This is a genomic window from Rhizobium sp. AC27/96, from assembly GCF_001692325.1.
In the GTDB taxonomy this organism is placed as follows: Bacteria; Pseudomonadota; Alphaproteobacteria; order Rhizobiales; family Rhizobiaceae; genus Rhizobium.
Window position 1 is genome coordinate 81,655 of record NZ_LXKN01000066.1, and the last position, 25,289, is coordinate 106,943.

General features: G+C 60.0%; 23 protein-coding genes. 16 read left to right on the forward strand and 7 right to left on the reverse strand.

Going from position 1 to position 25,289, the window contains the following annotated elements; genetic code table 11:
* Positions 1-12: 12 nt before the first annotated feature.
* The 3 genes from A6U86_RS29675 to A6U86_RS29685 all read right to left on the reverse strand — a co-directional run bounded on the left by A6U86_RS29675 (position 13) and on the right by A6U86_RS29685 (position 3,230).
* On the reverse strand, positions 13-897 hold the full coding sequence (locus tag A6U86_RS29675; protein WP_068399153.1) for a carbohydrate ABC transporter permease: 885 nt from the start codon (positions 895-897) through the stop codon (positions 13-15).
* Entirely contained in the window at positions 894-1,796 is a 903-nt protein-coding gene (locus A6U86_RS29680; protein WP_068399155.1) for a carbohydrate ABC transporter permease, read from the reverse strand. Before A6U86_RS29680 ends, A6U86_RS29675 begins: the two co-directional genes overlap by 4 nt.
* A 93-nt stretch (positions 1,797-1,889) precedes the next feature.
* Positions 1,890-3,230 carry an ABC transporter substrate-binding protein gene (locus tag A6U86_RS29685; RefSeq protein ID WP_158008790.1) on the reverse strand — a complete coding sequence of 447 codons (1,341 nt, stop codon included), beginning with the start codon at positions 3,228-3,230 and terminating at the stop codon, positions 1,890-1,892.
* A 233-nt stretch (positions 3,231-3,463) separates the two neighbouring features.
* Between A6U86_RS29685 and A6U86_RS29690 the strand changes: the two genes are divergently transcribed.
* The 3 genes from A6U86_RS29690 (at position 3,464) to A6U86_RS29700 (ending at position 7,188) form a co-directional block, all read left to right on the forward strand.
* Complete coding sequence (locus tag A6U86_RS29690; protein ID WP_068399160.1) at positions 3,464-4,486, forward strand: LacI family DNA-binding transcriptional regulator; 1,023 nt, start codon at positions 3,464-3,466, stop codon at positions 4,484-4,486.
* Positions 4,487-4,602: 116 nt separating this feature from the next.
* The gene (locus A6U86_RS29695; protein ID WP_244510131.1) at positions 4,603-5,634 is read left to right on the forward strand and encodes a hydroxyacid dehydrogenase; all 1,032 of its coding nucleotides are present in this window, start codon (positions 4,603-4,605) and stop codon (positions 5,632-5,634) included.
* Positions 5,635-5,682: 48 nt separating this feature from the next.
* Complete coding sequence (locus tag A6U86_RS29700; RefSeq protein WP_068399166.1) at positions 5,683-7,188, forward strand: aldehyde dehydrogenase family protein; 1,506 nt, start codon at positions 5,683-5,685, stop codon at positions 7,186-7,188.
* A gap of 27 nt (positions 7,189-7,215) precedes the next feature.
* Here A6U86_RS29700 and A6U86_RS29705 read toward each other — a convergent pair whose 3' ends face one another.
* Together A6U86_RS29705 and A6U86_RS29710 are read right to left on the reverse strand one after the other, a co-directional pair.
* Positions 7,216-8,847, reverse strand: a complete 1,632-nt coding sequence (locus tag A6U86_RS29705; RefSeq protein ID WP_244510132.1) for an alpha/beta-hydrolase family protein — start codon at positions 8,845-8,847, stop codon at positions 7,216-7,218.
* Positions 8,848-9,001: 154 nt separating this feature from the next.
* Complete coding sequence (locus A6U86_RS29710; RefSeq protein WP_068399172.1) at positions 9,002-9,460, reverse strand: DUF1801 domain-containing protein; 459 nt, start codon at positions 9,458-9,460, stop codon at positions 9,002-9,004.
* 146 nt (positions 9,461-9,606) lie between these two features.
* Here A6U86_RS29710 and greA point away from each other — a divergent pair, with 146 nt between their 5' ends.
* A complete protein-coding gene (gene greA, locus A6U86_RS29715) occupies positions 9,607-10,089 on the forward strand; it encodes a transcription elongation factor GreA (protein ID WP_068399640.1) in 483 nt (160 codons plus the stop codon).
* Here greA and A6U86_RS29720 read toward each other — a convergent pair.
* Positions 10,073-11,005: a LysR family transcriptional regulator gene (locus A6U86_RS29720; RefSeq protein WP_068399175.1), complete on the reverse strand. Its 933-nt coding sequence runs from the start codon at positions 11,003-11,005 to the stop codon at positions 10,073-10,075. The two genes, greA and A6U86_RS29720, sit on opposite strands and share 17 nt — an antisense overlap.
* 250 nt (positions 11,006-11,255) lie before the next feature.
* Between A6U86_RS29720 and A6U86_RS29725 the strand changes: the two genes are divergently transcribed.
* The 5 genes from A6U86_RS29725 (at position 11,256) to A6U86_RS29745 (ending at position 16,371) form a co-directional block, all read left to right on the forward strand.
* Positions 11,256-12,380, forward strand: a complete 1,125-nt coding sequence (locus tag A6U86_RS29725) for an ABC transporter substrate-binding protein (RefSeq protein WP_068399177.1) — start codon at positions 11,256-11,258, stop codon at positions 12,378-12,380.
* A 14-nt stretch (positions 12,381-12,394) separates the two neighbouring features.
* On the forward strand, positions 12,395-13,486 hold the full coding sequence (locus tag A6U86_RS29730; RefSeq protein ID WP_083197028.1) for an iron ABC transporter permease: 1,092 nt from the start codon (positions 12,395-12,397) through the stop codon (positions 13,484-13,486).
* Complete coding sequence (locus A6U86_RS29735) at positions 13,483-14,265, forward strand: ABC transporter ATP-binding protein (protein ID WP_068399180.1); 783 nt, start codon at positions 13,483-13,485, stop codon at positions 14,263-14,265. Before A6U86_RS29730 ends, A6U86_RS29735 begins: the two co-directional genes overlap by 4 nt.
* Positions 14,266-14,654: 389 nt before the next feature.
* Positions 14,655-15,755 carry a porin gene (locus tag A6U86_RS29740; RefSeq protein WP_068399183.1) on the forward strand — a complete coding sequence of 367 codons (1,101 nt, stop codon included), beginning with the start codon at positions 14,655-14,657 and terminating at the stop codon, positions 15,753-15,755.
* A 301-nt stretch (positions 15,756-16,056) separates the two neighbouring features.
* Positions 16,057-16,371, forward strand: a complete 315-nt coding sequence (locus tag A6U86_RS29745) for a hypothetical protein (protein WP_068399186.1) — start codon at positions 16,057-16,059, stop codon at positions 16,369-16,371.
* A 231-nt stretch (positions 16,372-16,602) separates the two neighbouring features.
* Here the strand turns inward: A6U86_RS29745 and A6U86_RS29750 are convergent, their stop codons facing one another.
* Positions 16,603-17,367: a L,D-transpeptidase gene (locus A6U86_RS29750; RefSeq protein WP_068399188.1), complete on the reverse strand. Its 765-nt coding sequence runs from the start codon at positions 17,365-17,367 to the stop codon at positions 16,603-16,605.
* Between the two features lie 296 nt (positions 17,368-17,663).
* On the opposite strand from A6U86_RS29750, the gene A6U86_RS29755 reads away from it, so the two are divergent.
* The 7 genes from A6U86_RS29755 (at position 17,664) to A6U86_RS29785 (ending at position 25,286) form a co-directional block, all read left to right on the forward strand.
* Positions 17,664-18,338 carry a response regulator transcription factor gene (locus A6U86_RS29755; protein ID WP_068399191.1) on the forward strand — a complete coding sequence of 225 codons (675 nt, stop codon included), beginning with the start codon at positions 17,664-17,666 and terminating at the stop codon, positions 18,336-18,338.
* On the forward strand, positions 18,335-19,792 hold the full coding sequence (locus A6U86_RS29760) for a HAMP domain-containing sensor histidine kinase (protein ID WP_068399194.1): 1,458 nt from the start codon (positions 18,335-18,337) through the stop codon (positions 19,790-19,792). The genes A6U86_RS29755 and A6U86_RS29760 overlap by 4 nt, the downstream gene beginning before the upstream one ends.
* Before the next feature lie 188 nt (positions 19,793-19,980).
* On the forward strand, positions 19,981-21,012 hold the full coding sequence (locus tag A6U86_RS29765; protein WP_068399196.1) for an AraC family transcriptional regulator: 1,032 nt from the start codon (positions 19,981-19,983) through the stop codon (positions 21,010-21,012).
* 90 nt (positions 21,013-21,102) lie between these two features.
* Entirely contained in the window at positions 21,103-22,233 is a 1,131-nt protein-coding gene (locus tag A6U86_RS29770) for an efflux RND transporter periplasmic adaptor subunit (RefSeq protein WP_068399646.1), read from the forward strand.
* Positions 22,230-22,937 (forward strand): ABC transporter ATP-binding protein, encoded by a 708-nt coding sequence (locus tag A6U86_RS29775; protein WP_068399199.1) that lies wholly within the window; start codon positions 22,230-22,232, stop codon positions 22,935-22,937. The genes A6U86_RS29770 and A6U86_RS29775 overlap by 4 nt, the downstream gene beginning before the upstream one ends.
* A complete protein-coding gene (locus tag A6U86_RS29780; RefSeq protein WP_068399200.1) occupies positions 22,937-24,079 on the forward strand; it encodes an ABC transporter permease in 1,143 nt (380 codons plus the stop codon). Before A6U86_RS29775 ends, A6U86_RS29780 begins: the two co-directional genes overlap by 1 nt.
* A gap of 4 nt (positions 24,080-24,083) precedes the next feature.
* Positions 24,084-25,286, forward strand: a complete 1,203-nt coding sequence (locus A6U86_RS29785; RefSeq protein ID WP_068399201.1) for an ABC transporter permease — start codon at positions 24,084-24,086, stop codon at positions 25,284-25,286.
* Positions 25,287-25,289: the final 3 nt, after the last annotated feature.

The window sequence follows — 25,289 nt, forward strand, 5'->3', positions numbered from 1 at the left end:
TTCTCCGCAGCTTCAAGCCTTGACGCCGCCGGCACCCAGGCCACCTTGCCAGAAGCGCTGCATGACGATGAAAGCTATAATGACAGGAACAATGCTGATCAGCGCGCCGGCCAGCACAAGTGTAAAGAGTGCGGCACCACCGCCCGAGCCGACCGTTGCCGTCGCGTACCATTGGGCAAGGCCGACCGTGACCGGAAAATATTCCGGCGAACTCAGCACGACCAAGGGCAGGAAGTAATTGTTCCAGGTCGCGACGAAGGACAGGATCAGCACGGTCGCAAAGCCCGGCATCAGCAGGCGCAGCGCCAGGGAAAAGAAGATGTGCAGCTCGCCGGCGCCATCGACGCGGCCGGCATCGAGCAGCTCGTTCGGGATCGCATCGTCGGCATAGACGCGCATCAGGAAGACGCCGGGCGGATAGACGAGCGAAGGCAGGATGACGGCCCAGGGTGTGTTGACGATGCCGACCTTGGACATCAGCAGAAACAGCGGCACGACGAGCGCCGTCTGCGGGATCATGACGGCGCCGAGGATAATCGCAAAGACCAGCCGCTTGCCGAGAAATTCATACTTCGCGAGCGCATATCCGGCCATGGTCGCAAAGAGTGCGGCGCCGATCCCGGCCGTGGTGGCGTAAACGATGGTGTTGAGCAGCCAGCGGGCAAAGATGCCACCCTGATAACTGAAGACCTGCTGAATGTTTTCAAACAGCTTGAAGTCGCCGGCAAACCAGAGGCCGAAGCTTGTGAACAGATCGTTGTTCGATTTCGATGCGGACACCAGAACATAGAATAGGGGCAGGGCGGTATAGAGCCATATCACCAGCAGGATGGCTGACAGCATCCAGCGGTTACGACGGAACGATGGCGAGCGCTTCGATTTACCGACAATGGTCATGCCTTACCTCCACGATTGACGATGAGCATGAAGGCATAGGAGATCACAGCCGTGACTGCGCCGAGCAGGAAGGACATGGCGGCCGAGTAATTATATTGCTGGTTGGCGAAGGCGAGCGTGTAGGCATAGTAATTCGGCGTGTAGGAATTGGTGATGCTGAGCGGGGCGAGATTTCGCAGCAGATACGGTTCCGAGAAGAGCTGCAGCGAGCCGATGATCGAGAAGATGATGGTGACGACGACCATGGGTGCAATCAACGGCAGCTTGACGCGCAGCGCATAGACGAAGGCGCTTGCGCCATCCATCGACGCGGCCTCTTCCAGATCGGACGGGATCGCCTGGAGCGCGGCGTAGTAGATGATCATCTGATAGCCCGTATATTCCCAGTTCGCGATATTGGCGATCGACGGGAGAATTGTGCTCGCCCCGAGAAAGTTCGGCGCCGGAAGCCCGACAGCATTGGCGAGCTGGGTGAACGGGCCGAAGGCCGGCCCATAGAGATAGCCCCAGATCAGCGTGGCGATGACGGCCGGGACGGCATAGGGCAGGAACAGGCTGATGCGGAAGAAGCTCTTGGCGTAGACCGTGCCGCTATCGAGGATCAGCGCGATCAAAAGCGCGATTGCCACCATGCCGGGGATCTGGATGACGGCGAATTTGAGGAGCACGACAACGCCCTGCCAGAACTTCGGGTCGCCCAGCGCGCGCACGAAATTATCCGCGCCGACGAACTTGGTGCCCGCAACCACGGTGGTCTTATAGACCGCCAGATTGAGGGCATAGAGCATGGGAGCGATCAGGAAGGCGATGAAGAGCAGCGCAAATGGCGCAAGGAAGAGCAAGGGCGCCAGTTTCTTGCTCACGCGGCGGCGCCGCTTGCGGCTACTAGGACCAGCCATTTGTGATGTCTCCGGCTGTGAATTGCGCCTGCGCCTGGGCGCGGGTCATGCGAGAAAGATATGTGCGGGGGCGAGGCCCCCGCACGGAGTTCATCAGCCGTTGGAAACGGTATAGCCCTGATCGGTGCAATAGGCGCTGACGCCCGCCTGCAAGCGATCGAAGGCATCACTCAGCGAGCCCTTGCCGCCGATCGAGGCGGAGAGTTCCTGCTGCACCTGGCCGGCAAGGTAATCCTGGAACGGCGCGTACTGGAACGACGAGTCGACGTGCTTGGCCGCCTCGACGAAGACCTCGTTGACGGCCTGGCCGCCATAGAGATCGTATTTGTGATTGATGAGTTCGGGATCCGAGACCAGTTCCTTGAGGACCGGGAAAAGGAACTGTTTGGTGTTCCAGAGGCGCGCGGTCTGAGGATCGGCACCGAGGAACACGGCAAGCTGCGTTGCTTCTTTCGGATGCTTCGTGGTTTTGAAGGTCGCAAAGGTGGAGCCGCCAAGATTTGCGGTCACATATTTTCCCGCATCCCATTGCGGCAGGGGCGCGGCGCGCCAGTGGCCGTTGCTCTTCTTGGCAAACTGCGGAATGAACACGGCACCCCAGGCGCCGGTCATCCAAGAGGCATAGGTGCCTTCGTCGAGGCCCGTGAACCAGTCGGTGGTCCAGACCGGGGTTTTGACGCCCACGGCCTTCGCATCGATGAGATCCTGCCAATAGGCGGCCCATTTCTTGGCGATGGCATCGTTCAGGTTGAGCTTCAGCTCCGTGCCCTTGAGCTCGAACGGCTTCCAGCCGGCCTGCGCCAGAAGAGCTATGACCCAGCCGCCATCGGCGGTGCCGCCGAAATTGGTTAGGAACGTATCCGGCGACGCCTTGCTCAGCGCTTTGGAGCTTTCCGCAAAGGCAGCCCAGGTCTTGGGTACTTCAATCTTATGCGCATCCAGAACGTCGGCGCGGTAGAGAATGCCCATCGGGCCGGAGTCCCACGGAATACCATAAACGGCGGCACCGTCGGAAGCGGACGCCCAGGTCCAGTCGATGAACTTGTCCTTGACGTTGTTGGCGCCGTATTGGCCCATGTCGAGCAGTGCTTCGAGCTGGCGGAAGCCGGGAATATTGGTGAACTCGACCTGGCCGACGTCAGGCAGGCCGGTGCCGGCCTGGATTGCGTTGCGCAGCTTGACGTATTCGGCAGGCCCCTGGCCGGCATTTTCGAGCTTGACGCTGATATGCGGGAAAGCCTTGGTGAAGAGATCGATCTGAGACTGCGTGTCGGGTGTCCAGGCCCACATCGTCAACTCGACCTTTTCCTGCGCCATGGCCGGTGCGCCGAGGCCTGAGAATGCGGCTGCAGCAGCACCCGCACCAGCCGCCTGCAGCAGCTGACGCCGGCTCAATGCGATCTGGATTGCATCCTTTTTCATGTCGTTGGTCATTGCATGTCCTCCCACATTCGATGAAACCGCACCCTCCCGGATCGGCTTTTTCATGATGACGCGCAATTCATCACGCGCAATTTGCGTTGTCAATTGCGCAATTTGCGAACTTATGCAAAATATGTCGCAAGTTTCGTGTGTGCGATAAAGACAGAGCCGTTGATATCGGCGTCCGGGGATGGATTTCTCACAAGAATCCCGTGATTATCCAGGGTAAATTGAAGGGTAGGCATTTGACTCGTTCACCTAAGTCCAACGCAAATCAGCTCGAAATTGCGAAGGCGGCTGGCGTTTCCGTCAGCACTGTGTCCCGCGCGCTTTCGGATGCCCGCGGGATCAGCGATGAGCGACGCCTGCAAATTCGCAAGATTGCCGAGGATGCCGGCTATTTTGGCCGATCCAGGGCGGCGGCGGCTCCGACAAGGCATTTGCGCGCCTATGTGACTGGCAGCCTCGCCACCGGGGGATTGGCGCCTTTCTATGAGGCGGTGGTCGCCGGGTTGCGTGACAGCTCGAATGACGGCGGCTTCAGCCTTTCGATCCGCATGGTGGACGAAACCTCGCTTGGTCCGCATCGCATGGCCCGCGACCAGGAAAAGGAAGAGGCCGATGTCACGATTTTCGTCGGCATTGATCTGAACGACAGTCTGGCCGGCTATTTCCTCAATGGCAGCCACCGCGCGGTTCTCGTCAACGGCTATGATCCGGATATGCGCTTCGACTGTGTTGCGCCCAATAATTTCTACGGTGCACGGCTGGCCGGCCGAACCCTGCTCAAGGCAGGGCACAGGAAATTGCTTTATATTCATGATCATACGCGCTGGACGACAATCCAGCGCCGCCGCGGGTTCTACGCTTCCCTCGAAGAGTTTCCCGGTGCCTCCTGCACGGCGATCGGCGTCGCCAATGGTGTCGATACCGCGCTGCTGGCGGAGGTGGAGCGGCGAGCAAAAGGTGAGGCGGATTGGACCAGCGTGTTCTGCGCCAACGATATGGGTGCGTTCCGCCTGATGAATGCGCTTGAGGCTGTGGGGCTCAGCGTGCCGGGAGAGGTTTCGGTCATCGGCTTTGACGACCTGCCCTATGCCGCGATGATGCATCCGCGGCTGACGACGATGCGGGTCAATTGTCTGGAGATGGCCCGCCAGGCAATTCAGCTTGCCCAGCGGCGCATTGCAGAGCCGGATGCCATGCCGATGCAGATCGAATGTGCTGTTGTGCTGGAGTCTGGCGCCACCGTTGCGCAATTTGCGTAAATTGAAGAAATATTCGGTATTATATTGCGTAACTTGCGTTTGTATGCGATCTCCTTTCGCGAATGGCCTGACTGCCGTTCAGCATTTGCGGACATCGTTCCGCCAGGAGTTCGCTGTTGCCATCGCCCTCAAATATCATGCCCCCGCCAAGGCTCAGCTTTGCTTTCGGTCCTCTCGGAATAGAGAAGCTCTTTTCCCCCGCCGACCTGCATCGGCTTGAACGTTGCTGCAGCATCGTTTCCAGCGAGCCTCTCCTGGAATTTCAAGGTGAGGAGGCGAAAGCACAGCTCGCCGAGACGGATATTCTGGTCACGGGATGGGGGTGCGCTGCAATCGATGCAACCGTGCTGGAAGCTGCGTCATCTCTGACGCTTGTCGCCCATGCGGCAGGATCGGTAAAACATCTTATCGGACCTGATGTCTTCGAACGGGGAATTGCGGTGACGAATGCGGCTGCCGCCAACGCCGTTCCTGTCGCCGAATTCGCGCTTGCCGCCATCCTGTTCGCCAACAAGGATGTCTTTCGCTTCCAGCGGCTTTATGCACAGCAGCGGCGCTCCCTCGAAATGCATCAATCTTTCGATGGCGACAGCGGCAGCTGGCACAAGAAGGTCGGCATCGTCGGCGCCTCGCGCATTGGCCGCCGCGTCCTCGAGCTTCTCCGCCCGCATGATATGGATATCCTGCTTTACGATCCGCTCGTGGATGCGACTGAGGCTGCCGAACTGGGCGCTCGGACGGCATCTCTTCCGGAGCTGATGGCCGAGTGCCAGACCATCTCCCTGCATGCGCCGTTGCTGGCAACGACGCAGCACATGATCGATGCCGCAATGCTTGCGCGGATGCCGGATGGTGCAACGTTGATCAATACGGCGCGCGGCGGCCTTGTCGATCAGGCAGCACTCGAAGCGGAGCTTTCAAGCGGCAGGATCTCCGCCATTCTCGATGTCACCGAACCAGAGGTAGTCCCACCTGCATCGCCGCTCTATGATCTGCCGAATGTCGTTCTGACACCCCATATCGCCGGTGCGATCGGCAATGAGCGCCAGCGCCTCGGCCGGCTGATCGTCGACGAGATCGAACGGTTCGTTGCCGGTGAACCGTTGCAACATCGCCTGACTTTGGAAAGCCTGCGCTACCAGGCGTGATATGCCGGAGCGCAGGATATCTGAAATTCGTATCGTGAGGATAGCCACATGACCGCATACCCTTTTATCGCACCTCGTCTCGACGATCCGCGGCTCCTGCAGCCGCGGCGCTATGGCATGGTGATCGGCGGCAAATCGGTACCGGCCCTTTCGGGCGAGACGATCAACCGCGAAAGCCCGGCTCATCCGGGTCACATCGTCAGCACGATCCCGAAGGGCGGCCGTGCCGATGCCGAGGCGGCAATCGCCGCTGCACGCACGGCATTCGACAACGGACCCTGGCCGAGGATGACTGGCGGCGAGCGCGCCCGCATCATGCGCCGCGTTGGCGACGTGATCGAGGCGAATATTGAGGAACTCGCGACCATCGAGGCGCTTGAGGTCGGCAAGGCCATCGGTCAGGCGCGCGGAGAGATCGGTTTCGCCGTCAGCCTCTGGCACTATGCCGCCGGACATGCGCAAGGGCTGGAGGGTGAAGCGCATAATGATCTCGGCCCGAATACGCTTGGTCTCATTTTGCGCGAGCCTGCCGGCGTCGTCGGCCTGATCACCCCATGGAATTTTCCATTGCTGATTGGCTCGGAGCGGATTCCGTGGGCGATCGGTGCAGGCTGCACGGTCGTCATCAAGCCGAGCGAGTTCACCTCGGGCTCGACAATCCGTATGGCCGAACTTGCACTGCAAGCCGGTTTGCCCGAGGGCGTGCTGAACGTCATCACGGGATATGGCGCCGATGTCGGTCAGATTCTGGCCGAGCATCCCGATGTCGATGTCGTCAACTTCACCGGGTCGCAGCGCGTCGGGCGTCTGATCGGCGCGCTCGCCGGACAGAATATCAAGAAGGTGGGGCTGGAGCTTGGAGGCAAGGGCCCGCAGGTGGTTTTTGCCGATGCCGATCTCGATGCCGCGGCGGCAAAGATTTCAGGCGGTGTCTTTCATTGCTCAGGCCAGGTCTGCATCTCCGGCAGCCGCCTGATCGTGCATGAGAGCATCGCCGATGCACTTCTGGAAAAGGTTCAAAAGGTCGCGGCGCAGATCGTTACCGGCGATCCGCTGGATGATCGGGTCAATGTCGGTGCCCTCATTCACCAGGGGCATCTGGACAAGGTTGCCGGCTATGTCCAGCAGGGCAAGGCCGATGGCGCGCAGGTGCTGGTGGGCGGCGACAGGCTGGGCGAGCTGGGTGCCTTTTATGCCCCGACAATTTTCACCCATGTCACGCCACAGATGGCCATCGCCCAGGACGAGATCTTCGGCCCGGTGCTGACCACCTTCCGCTTCAAGACGGCAGAAGAGGCGATCCGCATGGCGAACGACACGCCCTACGGCCTGTCCGCCTGCGTCTGGTCGACCAATCTGTCGACTGCCTTGCAGGCCATTCGCCGCATCAAGGCCGGCCGGACCTGGATCAACGGCATGGGAGATGGCGCTCCGCAGCTGGCGATCGGCGGTTACAAGCAGAGCGGCGTCGGCCGCGAACTCGGCAAGCACGGCTTCGATGAATATTCCGAGCTGAAAAGCGTCCACGTCACGCTTTCGGCCTTTCCGGGATAGTCACTGTCGCCTCCCGATTCCGGTGCCTTATGGCGTCATGCCGAAGCGGGAGGCGAAAAGCGATTTGAGGCGAATGACGTCCTGCGGAGCGATCGAAGCATCCGTCAGGGATATCCAGCTATCGATATAGTGCTGCGGAGCATAGATATGCCCGTAACCGATCGGCGAGGTCGTGGCGATCATCATGTCGAACAGAAGTTGGAGCATCGTGACCACGGGTATCCAGGTGAGCTCCGGCGAAACGTCCGGACCGCGTGGCGCCTTCATCCATTCCGGCTCGCGAAAGGCGGATGTTGCGTCGAAGAAGACGACCGGATCGCTCGCATATTGCAGATAGACGACGCGAAGCGGTCCCCAGGGAGCTGCGAACTGGTCCGGCGCATGCTCCTGGTTTGCAAAGCGGATTACGGAACCGTCGCGAAATGTCGGCAACCACTCTGGCGTGCCGGGGTTGCGGGCCGCGGTCGCCGCCTTCCATCTGGCGCTGCGGAACGGAGGGCCGCTCCACAGCGCCCCATTCACCGGATCGCCGATCACATTGTAGATGTCGAGCGACAGCTGCGAGTTCAGCGCGCCAAGGCTCAACCCATGCAGATAGAGCTTCGGACGCTTATCCCGAGGCAGCTTCGACCAGTAGCCATAGACGGCGTCGAACAGGTCGACCGCCGTTTCCTCGCCCTGTTGCGGTTCGAAGAGAAGCGACATCCAGCTCGACAGATAGGAATATTGCACGGCGACACTGGCGACGTCGCCATGCTGCAGATATTCGAGCGTATCCATGGCGGCTGGATCGATCCAGCCTGTCCCCGTGGGGACGATCACCACCAACATGGAACGATTGAAAGCGCCCTGCCGTATCAGCTCTTTCAGGGCGAGCGCCGCGCGCTCTCTGCTGGTGTCAGCATTGTTCAATCCTACATAGATGCGAAGCGGCTCCTGTGCCCTAGCATTCCAGAAGGTTGAAATTTCGGTTGTTGTCGGGCCGGATGCAACGAAGTGCCGTCCCTGTCGCCCCAATCCCTGCCAGGCGACAAGCGAGGCGGCACTGCCGGTCTTTGTCGCATCCTGCGGGCTCGGCAAATCGTCATCGATCAATGCGTCAGCCTGCTTGAAGGAAGCGTCGGCCGCATCAAGCGCGCCGCGAAGTAATATGCCTTGGCCGATAGACCAGAACAGCGCGACGGCAAGCAAGGCGCCTACGACTTTCGAGAGCCGGCTTGGCACGACGCGCGAAAGCCATCGTGAAAACACCAGGTAGGCCAGGCGAAACAAGCGGCCGATGATCAGCGCAGCCAGGAAGGTAGCTGCGGCCACTGCCGCGAGCCAATATGGATCGGCGCTGGCGATCGGCGGCATCTTCCACAAAATGCGGATCGAGTTTTGCCAGAAGGTCGCGTGCCAGAGCGCGGCAAGGCAAAGAAGCAGGCAGGCGGCGCCGATCAGCCAGCGTGCCAGTCTCAACGATTTGGCGGGAGCCGGCAGTTGCAGATAGAACCAGAGCCAGGTGAGGGCCGTACCGATCATGTATCCGATGCCGGCGCTGATGCCCGAGAGGGCGCCTTGGACAAGATAGGATCGCGGCATCAGGCTCGGCGTCAGCGAGGCCGCGAAGAAGATGAGCCCCATGACCATGCCGAGGAGGGAAAGGGAACGGAACATCTCCTTGTCCAGTCGGCGCACGGTTATCCTTTTGCTTGGCGCGGAAATGCAGGCAACGGTTACCCGCGGGATGAGTTGCGACTTCAGGTGGATGCTACGCAATCAAGCCCGGAATGCCAAGAAATGTCCGTGACGATATCTCGGCCGCCGGCTTTTACATGCGCTCGCCGGGCAAGTGGCTTGCCTGCCGCACCCAATCGGCAAGCCGCGCCTCGTCGATCGGGTCGCCCTCATGGATGTTGAGGTAGCGTGTCTGTTCGCTCTTGGATTCGCCGGGTGGGATCGGATTAAGCAATGCGCCGCGAAAGAATGCGACCTTGATATACTTCGCAAAGCAGTGAATGCCGAGAAACCAGCCGTCGCCCTCAACACCGTAGAGCGGCGAATTCCATTTGACCGCCTTCTGAACATTGGGGATGGTTTTCGTGATGAGTGTGTCGACACGGCGTCCGACCTCGCTTTTCCAGCCCGGCATGGCGGCGATATAGGCCTGCACCGGTTCGTCGCCATAGCCCTTGGCAATCTGTGGGTTGCCGCCTGAAAGCAATTTGGGCGCCGATGCGCTTTTGCCGGACACAGGCGTCGTTGATTGCTTTGGGGGTCTATTCGCCACTGCATTTCTCCGCAGCCGGTATCCGGTCTATGGTATAAGGCTGATTTGGTGTTTCGTCTTCATTGTTCCAGATATGCCATGCGCCCTGCCGGTCGACGAGGGAGCCATCTGGGATAAAGTGCAGCGCGTCGAAGTGGAGTTTGGAATTGAGCACAGCGTTCATGAAGGAAGAAAGCGCCGAAACGGCAGCTGAAACCCTGTTGCCCGACCGGACGATTTCCCCGCATCCGAACCTTGTGACCGAGGCGGGATTGAAGGCGCTGGAGCAACAGCTCCAGCAGGCGCGCGAAGCCTATGAAGCAACGACCTCAATCGAAGATATCAATGAGCGCCGCCGGCAAGCCGCCATCCCGCTGCGCGACCTGCGTTATCTTGTCGAGAGGGTGCGAACTGCCGAAATCATGCCGGCTCCCGCTTCCTCGGACCTCGTCGCTTTCGCAAGCACGGTCACCTATAGTCGCGAGGATGGCCGGGTGCAGAAATATCGGATCGTCGGCGAGGACGAGGCCGACCCCAGGGCCGGGTCGATCTCCTACGTCTCTCCGGTGGCAAGGCTGCTGATGGGCAAGGCGGTCGGCGATTTCGTCAGCCTCGGCAATGAGGAGCTGGAGATCACTGCGATCGAATAGGGCGTTCGCTGCGAGACGCGACAGCAGTCCTGATCGCATCGCGCAACCAGATATGCGCCAGCTGGGAATCCAGCCTTCTGTGCCATCGCATGCAGGTGGCAATCCTGGGTGAGATAAATGGGAGTTCGCTTATTGCGAGGCGGGAACCCTTGCAGATCGCTTCGGCAATCGGACGTCTCATCGGAACATAGATATCCTGCTCCGACAGGACATCGGTGCATCCGAGCAGGGGCACGGAATGCTTCACGTCGCGATGCATCTGCCGCTCGCCAAGCCAGCGGTCGAGGAAACCGGTGTCGTCGCCGGCGGACGAGAGATGCAGGTGCGGCTTGCCGATCAACTCTTCAGCCGTCATCGGCGTTTGCGCCGCGCGAAGTTCCGGGCGATGGACGATGACGAAATCGTCGCTGCTCAATTCCTCGGAGGCGAAGCGTTCCCGGTCTTCGCCCGGACGGCCAATGAAGAGGTCGAGTTCGGAAGCATCGATCATGGGGTCGATGTCGGCGGTGCCGCTCGGGCGCAGGTTCAACGATATGCCGGGCGCAACAGCGCCGACGGCAAGGACGATTTTCGATGTCAGTGCGATTGCCGAGCAATTGTCGACGGCAAGCTTGAATTTCTGTTTCGACGTTGCGGGCTCGAAAGGACCCGACTGAAGGCCGAGCTCAAGATAGCTCAGCGCCTGCCTTATCGGTTCGGCGAGCTGCTCGGCGCGGGACGTCGGCAGCATTCCCTGGGCCGAGCGGACAAAGAGATCGTCATCGAGCGCATGGCGCAGACGCGCCAGCGCATGGCTGGCGGCGGGCTGGCTCATGCCGAGGCGCTGGGCGGCGCGCAGGATGTTGCCCTCCCGAAAGACGGCATCAAACACACGCAGAAGATTGAGATCGATGCTGTTGATGTTGGGGGAATGCATGGCGGCCGATCGTCGATAATTCACTTCGTTTCGGCAACATGCACATTTGAAACGAAAAGTGGAGATCAAAATTCATATTATGCATATCGGTATGACGAGGTTTCAGTTCCCCGCCGGCGAGGATTGATGCAAGAGACGCTCATTCTGCGGGTGTCTCGCCTTTTTTTGAGGCGAGCCGACCCCTTTTCGATAGCAGACGGTCCCGAGCAGGCATTTGACCGACTGCCGTGACCGCCAGGGAGTATAGTTGATGACGATTGCCGGCCCGCTGTTTAAGGCGTTGCGTGTTTTTGCCCTCGTATTGTTTGGCCTCGTGTTCCCTGCCATCTCGCATGCCGGCGAAGTGACCGACGTGCTCGGCCGCAAGGTCAATGTGCCCGATCACGTCTCGCGCATCGTGCTCGGCGAAGGGCGCCTCAGCTATGCTCTGGCCCTGCTCGACAGGGACAACCCGTTCCAGCGGATCGTCGGATGGCAGAATGATCTGCGCAAGCTCGATCCCCACACTTTCGATACCTACAAGAAGAAGTTTCCCGCCGTCGCCGATATCGCCGTGATCGGCGAGACCTCAGAGGTCAGCGTCAGCGTTGAGACCATTCTCGCCCTGAAGCCGGACCTCGTGATCTTCAGCGTTGCCGGCGAGGGCCCGAAGGCTCATAGCCCGATCGCGGATACGCTGGCACAGGCCGGTATCGCGGTCGTCTATGTCGATTTCCGCGTTTCTCCCATCGAGAACACCCCGAAGAGCATCGCGCTTATCGGTGAGGCGATCGGTCGTCAGGCGGAAGCGAAGGCTTTTACGGACTTCTACTCCCAACATCTGGGCTTGATTACCTCCCGCGTCGCCTCCCTGAAGGATGAGCAGAAGCCGAGCGTATTCGTCGAGCTCCTGGCGGGCGTATGGCAGGCACCGGGCCACACGACGGGCAACGGCGGCCTCGGCCAGTTCGTGACGGCCGTCGGCGGGCGTAATATCGCGGCCGGTGTCGTGCCCGGCGCCATCGGCGATGTTGCGGTTGAATATGTTCTCCATGCCGATCCGGATATTTACATTGCCACCGGCAACCGAGCGCCGGGCCTGCTTCTCGGCGCCGGCGTCGAGAAGGAAACGGCGCAAAAGAGCCTCGATAGCGTTCTGACGCGCCCGGAATTCAGGGATTTACGGGCAATCCGCGATCGAAAAGCCTATGGTCTTTGGCACGATTTCTACAATTCGCCCTACAACATCGTGGCGATAGAGGCTCTGGCGAAGTGGACCCATCCGGAACTATTCAAGGATATCGATCCGGCCAGGACGCAGCAGGAGATGGCAAAATCCCTCCTGGCCATCGACAACACCGGTACTTACTGGGTAGAGCCCAGCGCGACCAACTGATGGGACACCGGTGAATGGACGCCTCCGTAACGCCTCGGAGCAAACTGGAGGCCGGCAGTACAGCCGGCTTTGATGAGACGCGGGCGGCTCATCGCCGCCTTGTTGCCCGGCGCCTGATCATCATGGTCTTGCTATTCGGGTTGCTGCTGACCTCCTTCGGCTATGATCTCGTCACGGGATCATCGGGCATGAGTGTCGCCAACCTCCTTCATGGCATTTTCCATCCGGCGGACCTCACGCCGACCGATCGCGCCATCATCTGGAAAGTTCGCCTGCCTTTCGCGCTGATGGCGCTGCTCGTCGGGGCATCGCTGTCTCTTGCCGGAGCGGAAATGCAGGTCGTCCTCAACAATCCGCTGGCCAGCCCATTCACGCTCGGTGTCGCCTCGGCAGCAGCGCTTGGTGCGTCGACGGTCATCGTCTTCCATCTCACGCTGTCCTGGCTTCCCTTTAATTGGCTGGTCTCGGTTGCTGCCTTCGTCTTTGCCTTCGGTTCCGTGCTTCTGCTGGATGCGCTGTCGCGTTTGCGGGCCGCCAGCATGGAAACGATGGTGCTGCTGGGGATAGCTCTGGTCTTCAGCTGCAACGCCGTGGTGCTGTTGTTTCAGCTTGTCGCAACGGAGGACGCATTGCAGCAGCTGGTATTCTGGTCCGTCGGCAGTCTTGCTCGCGCCACATGGGACAAGGTCGCGATCCTCGCGGTTGCGCTCGTGGTTGTCATGCCGATGTCGTTTGCCTCGGCGGGGAGAATGACGGCTTTGCGCATGGGCGAGGAGCGGGCGATCAGCTTCGGTATCGATGTCGTGCGGCTGCGCTATCTCTCGCTGTTGCGGGTCAGTCTCCTGTCGGCCATGGCAGTCGCCTTCGTCGGCACCATCGGCTTCATTGGTCTCGTCGGGCCGCATATAGCGCGACTTCTTGTGGGCGAGGATCAGCGTTTCGCGCTGCCGGCGAGCGCTCTTATCGGTGCTCTCCTGCTGTCGCTTTCATCGATTGCCAGCAAGACCGTGCTGCCGGGGCTGGTCGTGCCCGTCGGCATCGTTACGGCGCTTGTCGGCGTACCGGTCTTCGTCGTGCTGATTTTCAATGCAAGGCCAGGCCGATGACGAGCGAAGTCAACGGCCTCCTCATTCGCAAGCTTGCGGTCGCCTATGGCCGCAAGAAAGTAGTTCGCTCGTTTTCGCTAGGGCCGGTGCCGCGCGGCGCGGTTCTTGCCCTGCTTGGGCCGAATGCGGCCGGCAAATCTACGCTGTTGCGCGGTATCGCGGGGCTTGGCTCTGCTTCCGGCGAGGTTCTGTTCGACGGCATCGATCTGGCACGGCTATCGAGGGTCGAGCGCGCGAAGAAGATCGTCTATATGCCGCAATCGCAGCCGCCGGGCATTGCCTTGCCCGTTATTGAGGCCGTCATGAGCGCTTGCAGCGGCTTGATGGGTCGCGAGGCGGCGATGCGCCAAGGCTATGATGCGCTTGCGCAACTTGGTGCCAGCGACCTTTCGATGCAGTTGCTCTCGGAGCTTTCCGGAGGGCAACGCCAGATGGTTGCACTTGCCCAGGCAATCGTGCGTCGGCCGGATGTACTGCTGCTTGACGAGCCCACAAGCGCGCTCGATCTCAGGCATCAGATTCGCGTCATGGAATGTGCAACAGTCCTTGCCCGCGAGCAGGGCACGATCGTGCTTGCGGTTCTTCATGATGTTCCATTGGCGCTCCGATATGCCGATACGGTCGCCGTGCTCAAGGGCGGCGATCTGATGGCCCATGGCGAGCCCGAGATGATCGTCACGCCGCAGATGCTTGCCGATATCTACGGCATCGAAGCCCGCGTCGAGCGCTGCAGCCATGGGCGCATTCAGATCATGGTCGACGGCACCTTGGCACAATAATCCCAAAGGGCAGGCATCAGCGAAATTACGTTGATTTTGTCCGGTTGCACGACAAATGAGATGAGCGCGAAGCCGATCTGAGGTTGAAATCAAGTGCCGGAATTGTCACAATTCTGTAGGGTTTCGCTGTCCTGTCGACATCGGGTTTTGCGGAAAACAGCGTAAAAATGCCCTTTAATGGCCAGTTGGGCCAAGTCGATGCGTCGTTTCTGCAACAGGGTGCATATACGTTTTGTCACATATTTCTGGGTTGTTGTAAAAGCACAGCCTCAAAAGCATTTTGATCATGGAAGCAAAACGCTGAGCTTCAAACTAGGTACTGAAACTTGATGTCGAGCGGCCCCCCAGGTTCGTCAATCGCACAAGTACATTTGAAGAATGGAGTTACCATGAACATCAAGAGCTTGCTTATCGGCTCCGCTGCTGCGCTGTGCGTAGTATCCGGTGCGCACGCGGCCGACGCCATCGTCGCCGCTGAGCCGGAGCCGTTGGAATATGTTCGCATTTGCGACGCTTTCGGCGCTGGCTATTTCTTCATTCCCGGCACCGAAACCTGCCTCAGAGTGGGCGGCAAGGTTCGCACGGAAGGTCAGTGGTACGACCCCTACAATCGGGCCAGCACCATTGGTACAAAGTGGCATACCCGCGCCGAACTCAACCTCAACACCGCAACCGACACCGAATACGGTCCGCTGAAGACGGAGACCATCGTTCGCTGGGACTGGAATGACGGCGGCGCCACCACGACGAACCTGCTCTGGGCCTATATCACCCTCGGTGGTTTCACCGTCGGTAAGACCGACTCGCAGTACAACCAGTTCACCGGTTATGCCGGCGACGTGATCCAGGACGACGTCATCTATGACGGTCCGTATGAATTGAACCAGCTCACCTACAACTACGACAGCGGCACGGGCTTTACGGGTGTCATCTCGCTCGAAGACAGCAATTCCGGCACCACCACCAGCGCCTATGGCGGGAACTGGCAGCTGTCCAAGTCTGACCATTATGCGCCGAACGTTGTTGCCGGTCTCGGCTACAAGGCAGGTATGTTTGGCTTCAAGGTCGTCGGCGGTTATGACTCCATCGTCGAAGAAGGCGCCATCAAGGCTCGTGTCGACGCTGACTTCGGTTTCCTCACTGCCTTCCTGATGGGTGGCTGGAACACCGATGGCGACAAGCTCAACCAGTATGCCGGCTCGAACCAGAACGTTTCGGCTTGCACGACTTCCGACGGCGTCGTGCATGGCGCGAAGTGCGGCTGGGGTGACTGGGCAGTCTGGGGTGGCGTTGGCGTGCCGATCAACGACAAGCTGAAGTGGAACCTGCAGCTTGCCTACACCGACTCGAAGATTTTCGAAGCCACAACCAACGTCAAGTTCAATCCGGTCAAGAACCTTCTGGTCGAGCCGGAACTGACTTACGTTCACTACGATCTGCCGGGCGACGACACCGTCTCCGGTATCCTGCGTTTCGAGCGGACATTCTGAGACTAGTCAACTCGGCTTGGCCTTCATGAAAATCGGGCCCGATGATGGATCGGGCCCTGTTTGCCTCACTCCGAGGCGAGATTGGAAAACCTAACTCGGCCTGCACCATGCCAATGGGTGCCGTGCAAGGCTGGCGGCCTTCTGTTCGTGCCATCTGGCGCGCGAGCTTGCCGAGCGATCGTTCGCGATCGCGACCTCTGCAGCTGACAAAGGGAAGTCGGCTTACTGTCATAAATGTAAAGCTAATGAAGGGATATCTCATCCTTTCTAAGCGCTATTTGGTGCCACTAAAGGAAGCCCCATGAAGACGATTATCATACTTGCGGCCGTTGGAATGATGTTCACCACCAACGCCATGGCTATGTCAGCCTACAATTCCAAGTCCATGAGCTGTGCAACCGTGCATGAAAAGATTGCCCAGGAAGGGTCGATCGTGCTGCGATACCCATCGCACCATCCAGGCATGATGATGTACAACCGCACGGTCACGAATTCGATGTCATGCCTCGGCCAGGGCGCGATGGCCAGCGCCAGCGTCCCCACGAGTGACGATCCGAACTGCAAGATCAAGACCTGCAGCTTCGCCACCGGCAAGGGCCCGAACAAGAACCACTAAACGGATTGAAGGCCGGCTATCAACTGGCGGGCCTGTCCATGAATGACACCTCAGACGGCAGGATCAATTCCGCCGTCTGAGGTTAATACTTGTGCTATTTGCCAGGCACTTCAGTTTTTCAAATGTTGCATGAGACGGACGAGCGTTAGCTCCCGAATAGGCATGGATCCCGAGGCAGGCGTTGCCCATCCCTTGATCCGAGGCGCACGCTTTCGCTGCCTCAGGTCGAGGTTACCGGAACAAGCGGGTCTGATGAACGACGATCCGGGCGTGGTACGGGACGCGGTCGTAGAGATCGATCGCATCCTGATTGATGAGCCTCACGCAGCCTGACGACGTTGCCTTGCCGATCGATTTCCATTCCGGCGTGCCGTGCAGGCGATAGAGCGTGTCCTTGCCATCCTGAAAAATGTAAAGCGCGCGTGCCCCGAGGGGATTTTTCAGTCCCGGCGCCATGCCGCCGTTTGCAACCGAGAATTTCTCCAGACCAGGCTGACGGGCAATCATGTCTGTCGGCGGCTTCCAGCGCGGCCAGTGCTGACGCCAGTGGATGATGCCTTCGCCCTTCCAGGCGAAACCTTCGCGGCCGATGCCGACGCCGTACCGCATCGCCTTGCCGCCTGGCAGCACCAGATAGAGGAAACGCCCCACCGTATCGACAACGACGGTGCCTGCGGGCTCGCCCGTGGGGTCCGTGACCTGTTGACGGAGGTATTTCGGATCGATCTTCTCATAGGGAATGGCGGGGATCGTGAAGCCGCCATCCTGGACCTGCGCATAGCGGGCTGCAATTTCCGGGGAGGCAACGGGAGCAGCGACAGGCTCGATCACTGGCTTCACGGGTGGGGCTACGGGCAACGGTGTCTGCAGCCGAGCCTGGTCTTCGGGGGCACCTTGCGGACCGGACACCGTGGTGCAGCCGGCCAGCGTGGCGGAGGCTGCCAATGAGCCAAAAATAAAAGCGCGACGGGATAGGGAGGATGAGATGCGGGTCATGGGTATCGTCAGGGAATTGCTTGCGTAAATAGGTCGGTCGGGCGAATCTGTCGCGTGACCTCTAAGTTTGATTTGTGGCGGGATTAGACCGACTAGAGGTCGAATGGCAAGTCTTCAACAACTTTTGCGCAGGCTGACCGCATCGCGCCACCGCCCGGCATAATTCATCCAGTCGAGACCGCCTTTATCACCGCTTGCGCTCCATCTCGGAAGTCGACATGTAATGTAGCCGCAATCTTTGGCATGTGAGTGGGGAAAGGGGATGGCAAGAGCCTGTCCTCGTCAAGGAGAAGCCATTGCGAATCTTGCTGCTTGAGGACGAGCCGGAAATGGCTCGAGCTTTGCTTGAGGCGCTGAGGCGCCGCGATGTGCTTGCCGATCATGTCCGCACCATCGCCGATGCCGACGCCATGGCGCGCGTTGGCACCTATGATGTCCTGGTTCTGGATCGCCGCCTGCCGGATGGTGAAGGACTGGATCTGGTCGCCGCACTTCGCCAGCGCAAATACCCGGTGCCGATCCTTGTCCTGACCGCTCTCGGCAGTATCGACCATCGCGTCGACGGGCTTGATAGCGGCGCCGATGATTACCTTGCCAAACCCTTTGCCATTGAGGAACTGCTTGCCCGGTTGCGCGCGCTTCAGAGGCGAGGCCCTGCCATCTCCGACAAATATCTGAATTTCGGCAATCTGAGCGTCGACCCCCGGAGCAATGAAATTTCCATTGCGGGATCGGTCGTCGAGTTTCCGCGACGGGAATATCTGGTGCTGGAGGCATTGATGCGCCGCCCGAACCGTATCGTCACGAGATCAAACCTGATCGAGGCCGTTTATGCGCTTGAGGACGAGATCGGATCGAATGCGCTCGACGCTCATATTTCGCGGATCAGAAAGAAGCTCGTTCAGGCCGGTGCCGCGGCGGAGATAAGAGCCGTGCGAAACATCGGCTATCTGATCCGGGCGAAAGCATGAACGTGGAGCGCAGCCGGTCGCTACGATGGGGGCTGATACGGCGCCTGATCATGTTGCAGGCGTTTCTTCTGGTTCTCTTCGTCGTCCTTTTGGCGGGCTGGATTTGGATCATCAATCCCGAGCTGGAAGATGCCAACGAAGAAGCGGTGCGTGTCGTTGCGCAGCATGTGGTAAGAGACGCCGACGGGCGACTGCAAGTCGCCGACGCACCAGAAATTGCCGAGCTGAAGCAGCGGTATCCGGATCTCTGGTTCGCGGTCCGGGACGCCAACGGGTCTGTTTTCCAATATGGACAGATACCCGTAGTCCCTCTCCAGCAGGCCTTTCCCTGGACGATCGAAAGAGCACGGGTGGAAGCCGGCAACGGAATGCATGCGACAGTCGAGAACCGGGACACGCCAGTCGGCAGGCTGCAGTTCGTGGCGGCGACCGAACGAGGTTTCGCGAATGACGGCCTCAATGTCTGGATCAATATGCGGGTCGATGTCGCAAAGGATGCCAACGGGGAAATCCGCTGGCTGACCGTATTGCCGGGCATGGGGGCCATCATTCTCATTGCCGTCTTCCCGATGCTTGCGCTCACCGGCGTGGCGACCCTTCTCGTTACGCCGCGTGCGGTCGGGCGCTCCCTGAGCGGGCTGGTGGAAACGGCAACGCAGGCACAGGCGATCGATTTCGAAAACCGGTCGGCCCGCCTCGACCGCTCGAAAGTGCCGAACGAGATCATTCCCATGGTCGATGCGTTCAACCATGCCCTTTCCAAGCTTGATGAGGGATATAATCAGCACAACCGCTTCCTGGCCGATGCGGCCCATGAATTGCGGACGCCGATCGCAATCGCGCGTACACGAGCCGATCTTCTGCCCGAGGCCGAGGTCAGCCGCCAGCTTCGGGACGATATCGATCGCCTTTCCCGCGTGGCGCACCAGCTACTGGAGATGCAGGCCATAGGCGCGGTCGAATTGCGCGCGGAACAGAAGGACCTGAACCTGCTGGTCGAGAATATTGCCGCCGATCTTGCGCCTATGGCGATGGATGCCGGTTACGATTTTGACTTCGAACCGAGTCCCGAGGCGGCTGTCTTCGTGATCCAGACATCGACGATCGAAATGGCTGTCGTGAACCTCATTCGAAACGCGATCGATCACGCTGGCGGCAAGGGCGCAATCGTCGTCAGGGTGGGGGCGGCCGGGACGATCGATGTCTGCGACCAGGGGCCGGGCATCGCGCCATCGGAGCGGGATCGGGTTTTCGAGCCGTTCCGCCGCATCAACACAAGCTCGTCCGGCGCCGGCCTGGGACTGAACCTCGTGAAGAAGGCCGCGGAAATTCACGGCGGAAAGGTGTCGTTCTTCGACACCGCCAGTGGCTTTTGCGTGCGGCTGGAGATCCGATCGATCGCCTCATCCGTCGCGAAGGATCAGGGCGGCCGAGGCGGCAAGAAGCAAAGTTGATTCAGCCGCGTGAATTATAGGCCGTTATCCCTTGTTGCAAAACGCGATCAGGCAAGCCCAATTTTCATTGGAATGGTTTCGACAGGGGAGATTTCTCGTCCTCTAACGTGATTCAGGTCGCGGAACATATTGATTAAAGTCATGGCTGAGGTTGATCGTCCACCGGTTCTCCTTGATATAAGTTTCTGATGCTTTTCATCCCTCTGCCCTTTGTCGTCGCCATTCTGCTCCTCGTGCTGTTTGCCGTCGTGGCGAAGGGTAGCGACCAGGCTTCCGTGAAGGAAGCGCCGCGCAACCTGCCCTTCCTGGCGCTGATATTGATGAGCGCTTTTCAATCGTTTCTCGGCGGCCTGCGCTGGGGATACGGCATAGGGGAGATCATATATGTGGCGCCGATCGGCGCGGCGATCGTCCCGCCGCTGGCCTATCTGGGGGCGTGCAAGCTTACCCGCAAACCCTCGGCTTCATCCTGGCGACGATTGGGGTTGCATGCTCTTCCGGCTGTTGTGATCACCCTTCTGGTGATTGTCTGGCGCGGCGCTATCGATGTGGCGCTTCCACTCATTTTCATCGGCTATGCCGTTGCCATTCTGCTTTTGATGCGATCCGGGACGGACTCGCTCAGAACGACGTCTTTTGAGAGCGCACCACGGGTTTTTCGCGCTCTCGTTTTCACGGCATTTGCATTGTTGTTATCGGCTGCGCTGGACGTCTTTGTTGCTCTCGATTTCGCGTGGACCGAGGGCAGGCATGCCGTTCTCATGATAGTCGCTGGAAACCTTGGGGCGCTGATTATCCTGTCGATTGCCGGTGCGGTCGCCAGCCGTGGACGCAGCTTTCCCGAGGTGGCGGAGCCGCCATCGCAACCCGACACGGCAGAGGACAAGGATACGATGACCGCGATCCGGGCCTTGCTGGAAGCAAAGCGTGTTTATCGCGATCCGGATCTCAATCTGGACCGCCTTGCCCGTAAGGCCGGCATTCCGGCTCGGCAGATATCTACGGCAATCAATCGCACGACCGGCAAAAACGTCTCGCAATATGTCAATGAATTCCGCGTGGCCGAGGCCTGCGGCCTGCTCGAAGAGACAAAGAGGCCGGTAACGGACATCATGTTCGAAGTGGGGTTCCAGACCAAATCCAACTTCAACCGCGAATTCCGCCGTGTCACCGAGATGACCCCGCTTGAATGGCGGGAGCGCAAAGAAAATCCCGCCTGAATCTTCGACATAAGTACGAAATCGCGATCGAGGACTGTCGAAAACGTGTTTGAGGTCGAGTTAACGGCTTAGTCGGCCATGCTGTTCGGCATGAACACAAGCACCGAACACGACCGCAAACTTGCCGAAACGCTCAAGTCGCTTTCTCTTGAGCCTTTAATCGGCACAAATAAATCCGAGCCGCCGCGAAAAATTACGCGGCGGCTCGCTCTACCCGCCGTCCTCGTCGCCTTGGTCGCCGTGCCGGTTGCCACCGCCGTTGTTTGGCCGAATGCCCTAGGCGGCATCAAGGCTATGCTTCCAGATGAGCGGCGGGCGGATACCGTCACCTCCGAAACGCCGGCCACGAACATCCGATCAGCCAAGGCAGGCAATGCAGAAGCACCGTCTGTGCGGGAGGTTGCCTTTGCACCGACCCGCGAAATAACCGGCTCGGGCTATGTCGTCGCGCCACGGTCCACGGCCGTCTTTTCCAAATATGAGGGCAGGATTACCGGCATCCCAGTCGAAGCCGGCGATCATGTCGAGGCCGGCCAGGTCCTGGTCATTCTGGACGATGCAAGCGCCCGTTTCGCGCTCGAGCAGGCAATGGCGGCAAGGGTTTCCGCCGATCTTGCTTTGTCTGCGAAGGATATCGCGCTCATGCAGGCGGATGCTTCTCTGCGGCGCATCGTAGCGCTCGCCTCTCGCCAGGCGGCACCCCAAAAAGAGCTCGAGGAGGCCCAGACTGCCTGGAAGAGCGCCTCGAACGCCGTGGCGCAGGCGCGTCAGGATCTCCATCGAGCCGAACTGGCCATTCGCATCGCTCAGGAGCAATTGGATGAATTGACGGTTCGCGCGCCCTTTGCCGGCACGGTGACGCGGCTCAACGCTCACGTTGGCGACACGATGTTGGCCCGTGTCGATAGCGTCCGTGAAAACCAGAGCCTTCTGACGCTCGTCGATACCGGCAGCATGGTGATCGATGCCGACGTGGCCGAGACGAATATCGCCGCGATCCGTCCCGGCATGGGCGGGGAGGCGGTCCTCGACGGCTTTCCCGACAAGCCATTCGCTATCGAACTGAACAGGATCGCGCCCGTCGCTTCATCCGAAAAGGGCACCATCGCGCTTCGGCTTTCCCTCACCGCACCCCCGGCCGGAATCCGTCCCAACATGGCAGCGCGCATTCGCATCACAGCCCCCAATCCCCAGACATCATCAGGAGACGTCAAGCAATGACAGAGATCGTCAGGCAAGAGCCGTACATCGTCTTGAACGCCGTGCAGAAGGGGTACCGGGTGGGAGGCGAAGCGATCCCCATCTTCAGCGGTCTCGATCTGGTGATACCGAAGGGCGACTTCGTCGCCATCATGGGTCCGTCCGGATCGGGAAAATCGACGCTTCTCAACATGCTGGCGGGTATCGACCGTCCCGATGCCGGCGAACTGCGCATTGGCAGCGCCCGGCTCGATCAGATGGGAGAAGCGGCGCGTTCTTCCTGGCGAGCGCACAATATGGGCATCGTCTTCCAGTTCTATAATCTGCTGCCCATGCTCAATGCGGCCGAGAATATAGAGCTGCCGCTTCTGCTGAAACCGATTTCCGCCCGAGAGAGACGCGCTCGGGTCGAGAAGGTATTGGATCTCGTCGGGCTGGCGGGCCGTGGCAAGCAGTATCCGGCCTCGATGTCCGGCGGTCAGCAGCAGCGTGTCGGCATTGCACGCGCCATCATTGCCGATCCCGATCTGCTGCTTTGCGACGAGCCGACCGGTGATCTCGATCGAAAATCAGCGGATGATGTCCTCGACATGCTCGGCTTTCTCAATCGCGAGATGGGCAAGACGATTGTCATGGTCACGCACGACCCGCAAGCCGCGCTCCATGCCCGACAGACGCTGCATCTCGACAAAGGGAATTTCGTTGAAGAGAAGAGGGCCGCCTGATGAGCTTCCTTCGTCTTGCCCGAAAGAATGCATGGCGAAAGCCGCTGCGGACCTCGCTGCTGATCTTCTGTGTGATCGTGGCTTTCCTGATCTACGGCCTCACGGCGAGCTTCGTGAACGGCACGCAAGGGGCGGCCGGTGCCAGCGAAAATATTCTCGGTGTGATGAACGCCGCCGGGCGTAACCAGCCACTGCCGATGGCCTATCTCTCACGGATCGCTTCGCAGCCCGGCGTATCAGCCGTTGCCTACATGGCGCGTCTGCGCGGCTTCGTCGGTACGGAAAAGAATGCCATGGCCGTCAGCGCTGTCGAGCCGCAGCTGCTAGCCGACGTTAATGGCAGGGAGCTCGGCCTGACGGCGGAGCTGATCGCATCGCTCGGTGCGGCGCGCGATCGCGTGCTGGTCGGTCGCGCTTTGGCGGAAGCACAAGGCTGGTCCGTCGGTCAGCGCATCACGCTGACATCCTTCCAGACGGCAATGAAAAACGGCAGTCGCGACTGGCGTTTCGAGATCGCCGGGATTTTCGAAGGCGAGACTGCGAGCACCGATACCTATTTCATCATTGCCCGCTACGACTACGTCAATGCCGCTCGCGAGCGTAACGCCGATACGGTGGATGCCTTTATCGTGCGGCCGCAGGATGGTGTCTCTCCCGGTCAACTGGCTGTCGGCATCGATGCGCTGTTTGCCAATTCCGCGGTGCCGACGCGCACGCAATCGGAGAAGCAATTCCTTGAAGCGTTTCTGCGCCAATATGCGGATATCGGCCTGATCATCAATCTCATCGTCGGTGCCGCCTTCACGACCCTGCTGATGATCGTCGTCAACACCATGGTCTTCGCGGTGCGCGAGCGGACATTCGAAATCGGCGTTCTGAAGACGCTCGGCTTCTCACCGCGGCGGATCCTCGGGCTCATTCTCAGCGAGACGATGTTGATTTTCATCATCGGAGGCTCTGTCGGTCTCCTTCTGGCAAAGCTCGCCGCCATCGCCGCTGGGCCGGTTCTTGGCCTGGTCTTTTCGGCCTCCGTGCTTGCCAAGGCAGTTTGCCTCATCGCGCTCCTCGGTTTCGCGACGGGGCTTATCCCGGCAGTCAATGCCATGCGCGCACCCGTCACCAAAGCGCTGAGAGCGAGGTAGTCCCATGTCTTCCAATATCAAGCAAATGCTCGTGATGATCCGGGCCAGCCTTTTCAGCCTGCCACGGCGGCTGGCGATTTCCATCTCGATGGCGCTGTCCATCGCGCTCGTCGTCGCGGTCCTCGCCGGCTTTCTCTCAATGGCGGCCGGCTTCGAGACGGCATTGAAGAGCGCCGGATCCCCCACCGTCGCGGTCCTTCTCGGCGGTGGCACCAATCAGGAAATGGCCTCCGCTATTCCCGCCGAGGCGATCCGGACGATCGAAGCGATGCGGGGCGATATCGGAGCTATGCATGATGCGGCCGGTAATCTGGTCTATTCCCGCGAGATCGTCGTCCCTGTGGAAGTTCGGCAGCAAGGCGCAGATGCTGCCAAGATGCTGGCGTTGCGGGGCATGGACGCGACCGGTCCCTCGCTTCGCGACGGCGTCACCTTGTCAGCCGGTCGTTTTCCAACGCCTGGTTCACGCGAAATCGCCGTGGGTGATCGCATTGCCGGGGAATTTGGGTCTCTTGCCGTGGGAGACCGGGTGCGGCTGGGTCCGGTGGAATGGACGGTGGTCGGGCATTTTTCCGCGAATGGCAGTGCTTTCGAGTCGGAAATATGGGGCGATCTTGATGCCGTCCGCTCGGCCTTCGATCGGCAGGGCGAGGTTCAGAGCGTAAGATTGCGGCTGGTCGAACCGAGCGCGATCAAGCTGTTGCAGGCTGCACTCGGCACGATCACGGTCACGCCCATGGTCGCGGTATCCGAAGCCGATCTTTATGCCGCGCAGTCTTCCGGCACAGCCGATCTCATCCGCATGTTCGGATGGCCGGTAGCACTCCTGATGGCGCTTGGCGCGACGGCCGGTGCGCTCAACACGATGATGAGTTCGGTTTCCGATAGAGCCGTCGAGATTGCGACTGTGCGAGCCCTGGGATTTAGCCGGTTGGCCGCCTTCATTGCCACCTGGGTCGAGGCAATCCTGCTTTCGGCCATCGGCGCTGCCATCGGGCTCATCGCTTCATGGTTTCTGTTCAATGGCTGGCAGGCCAGCACCATCGGCGCGAACAATGCCAGCATGGCATTTCAGCTCACGATGGATGGCCGGGTGATGTTCATGGCCGGTCTCCTGGGCCTGGTGATCGGCGTTGTGGGAGGCGCATTGCCGGCACTTTCCGCCACGCGGCTGCCCCTGACGGTCGCGTTGCGCGCGCGTGGCTAGGGG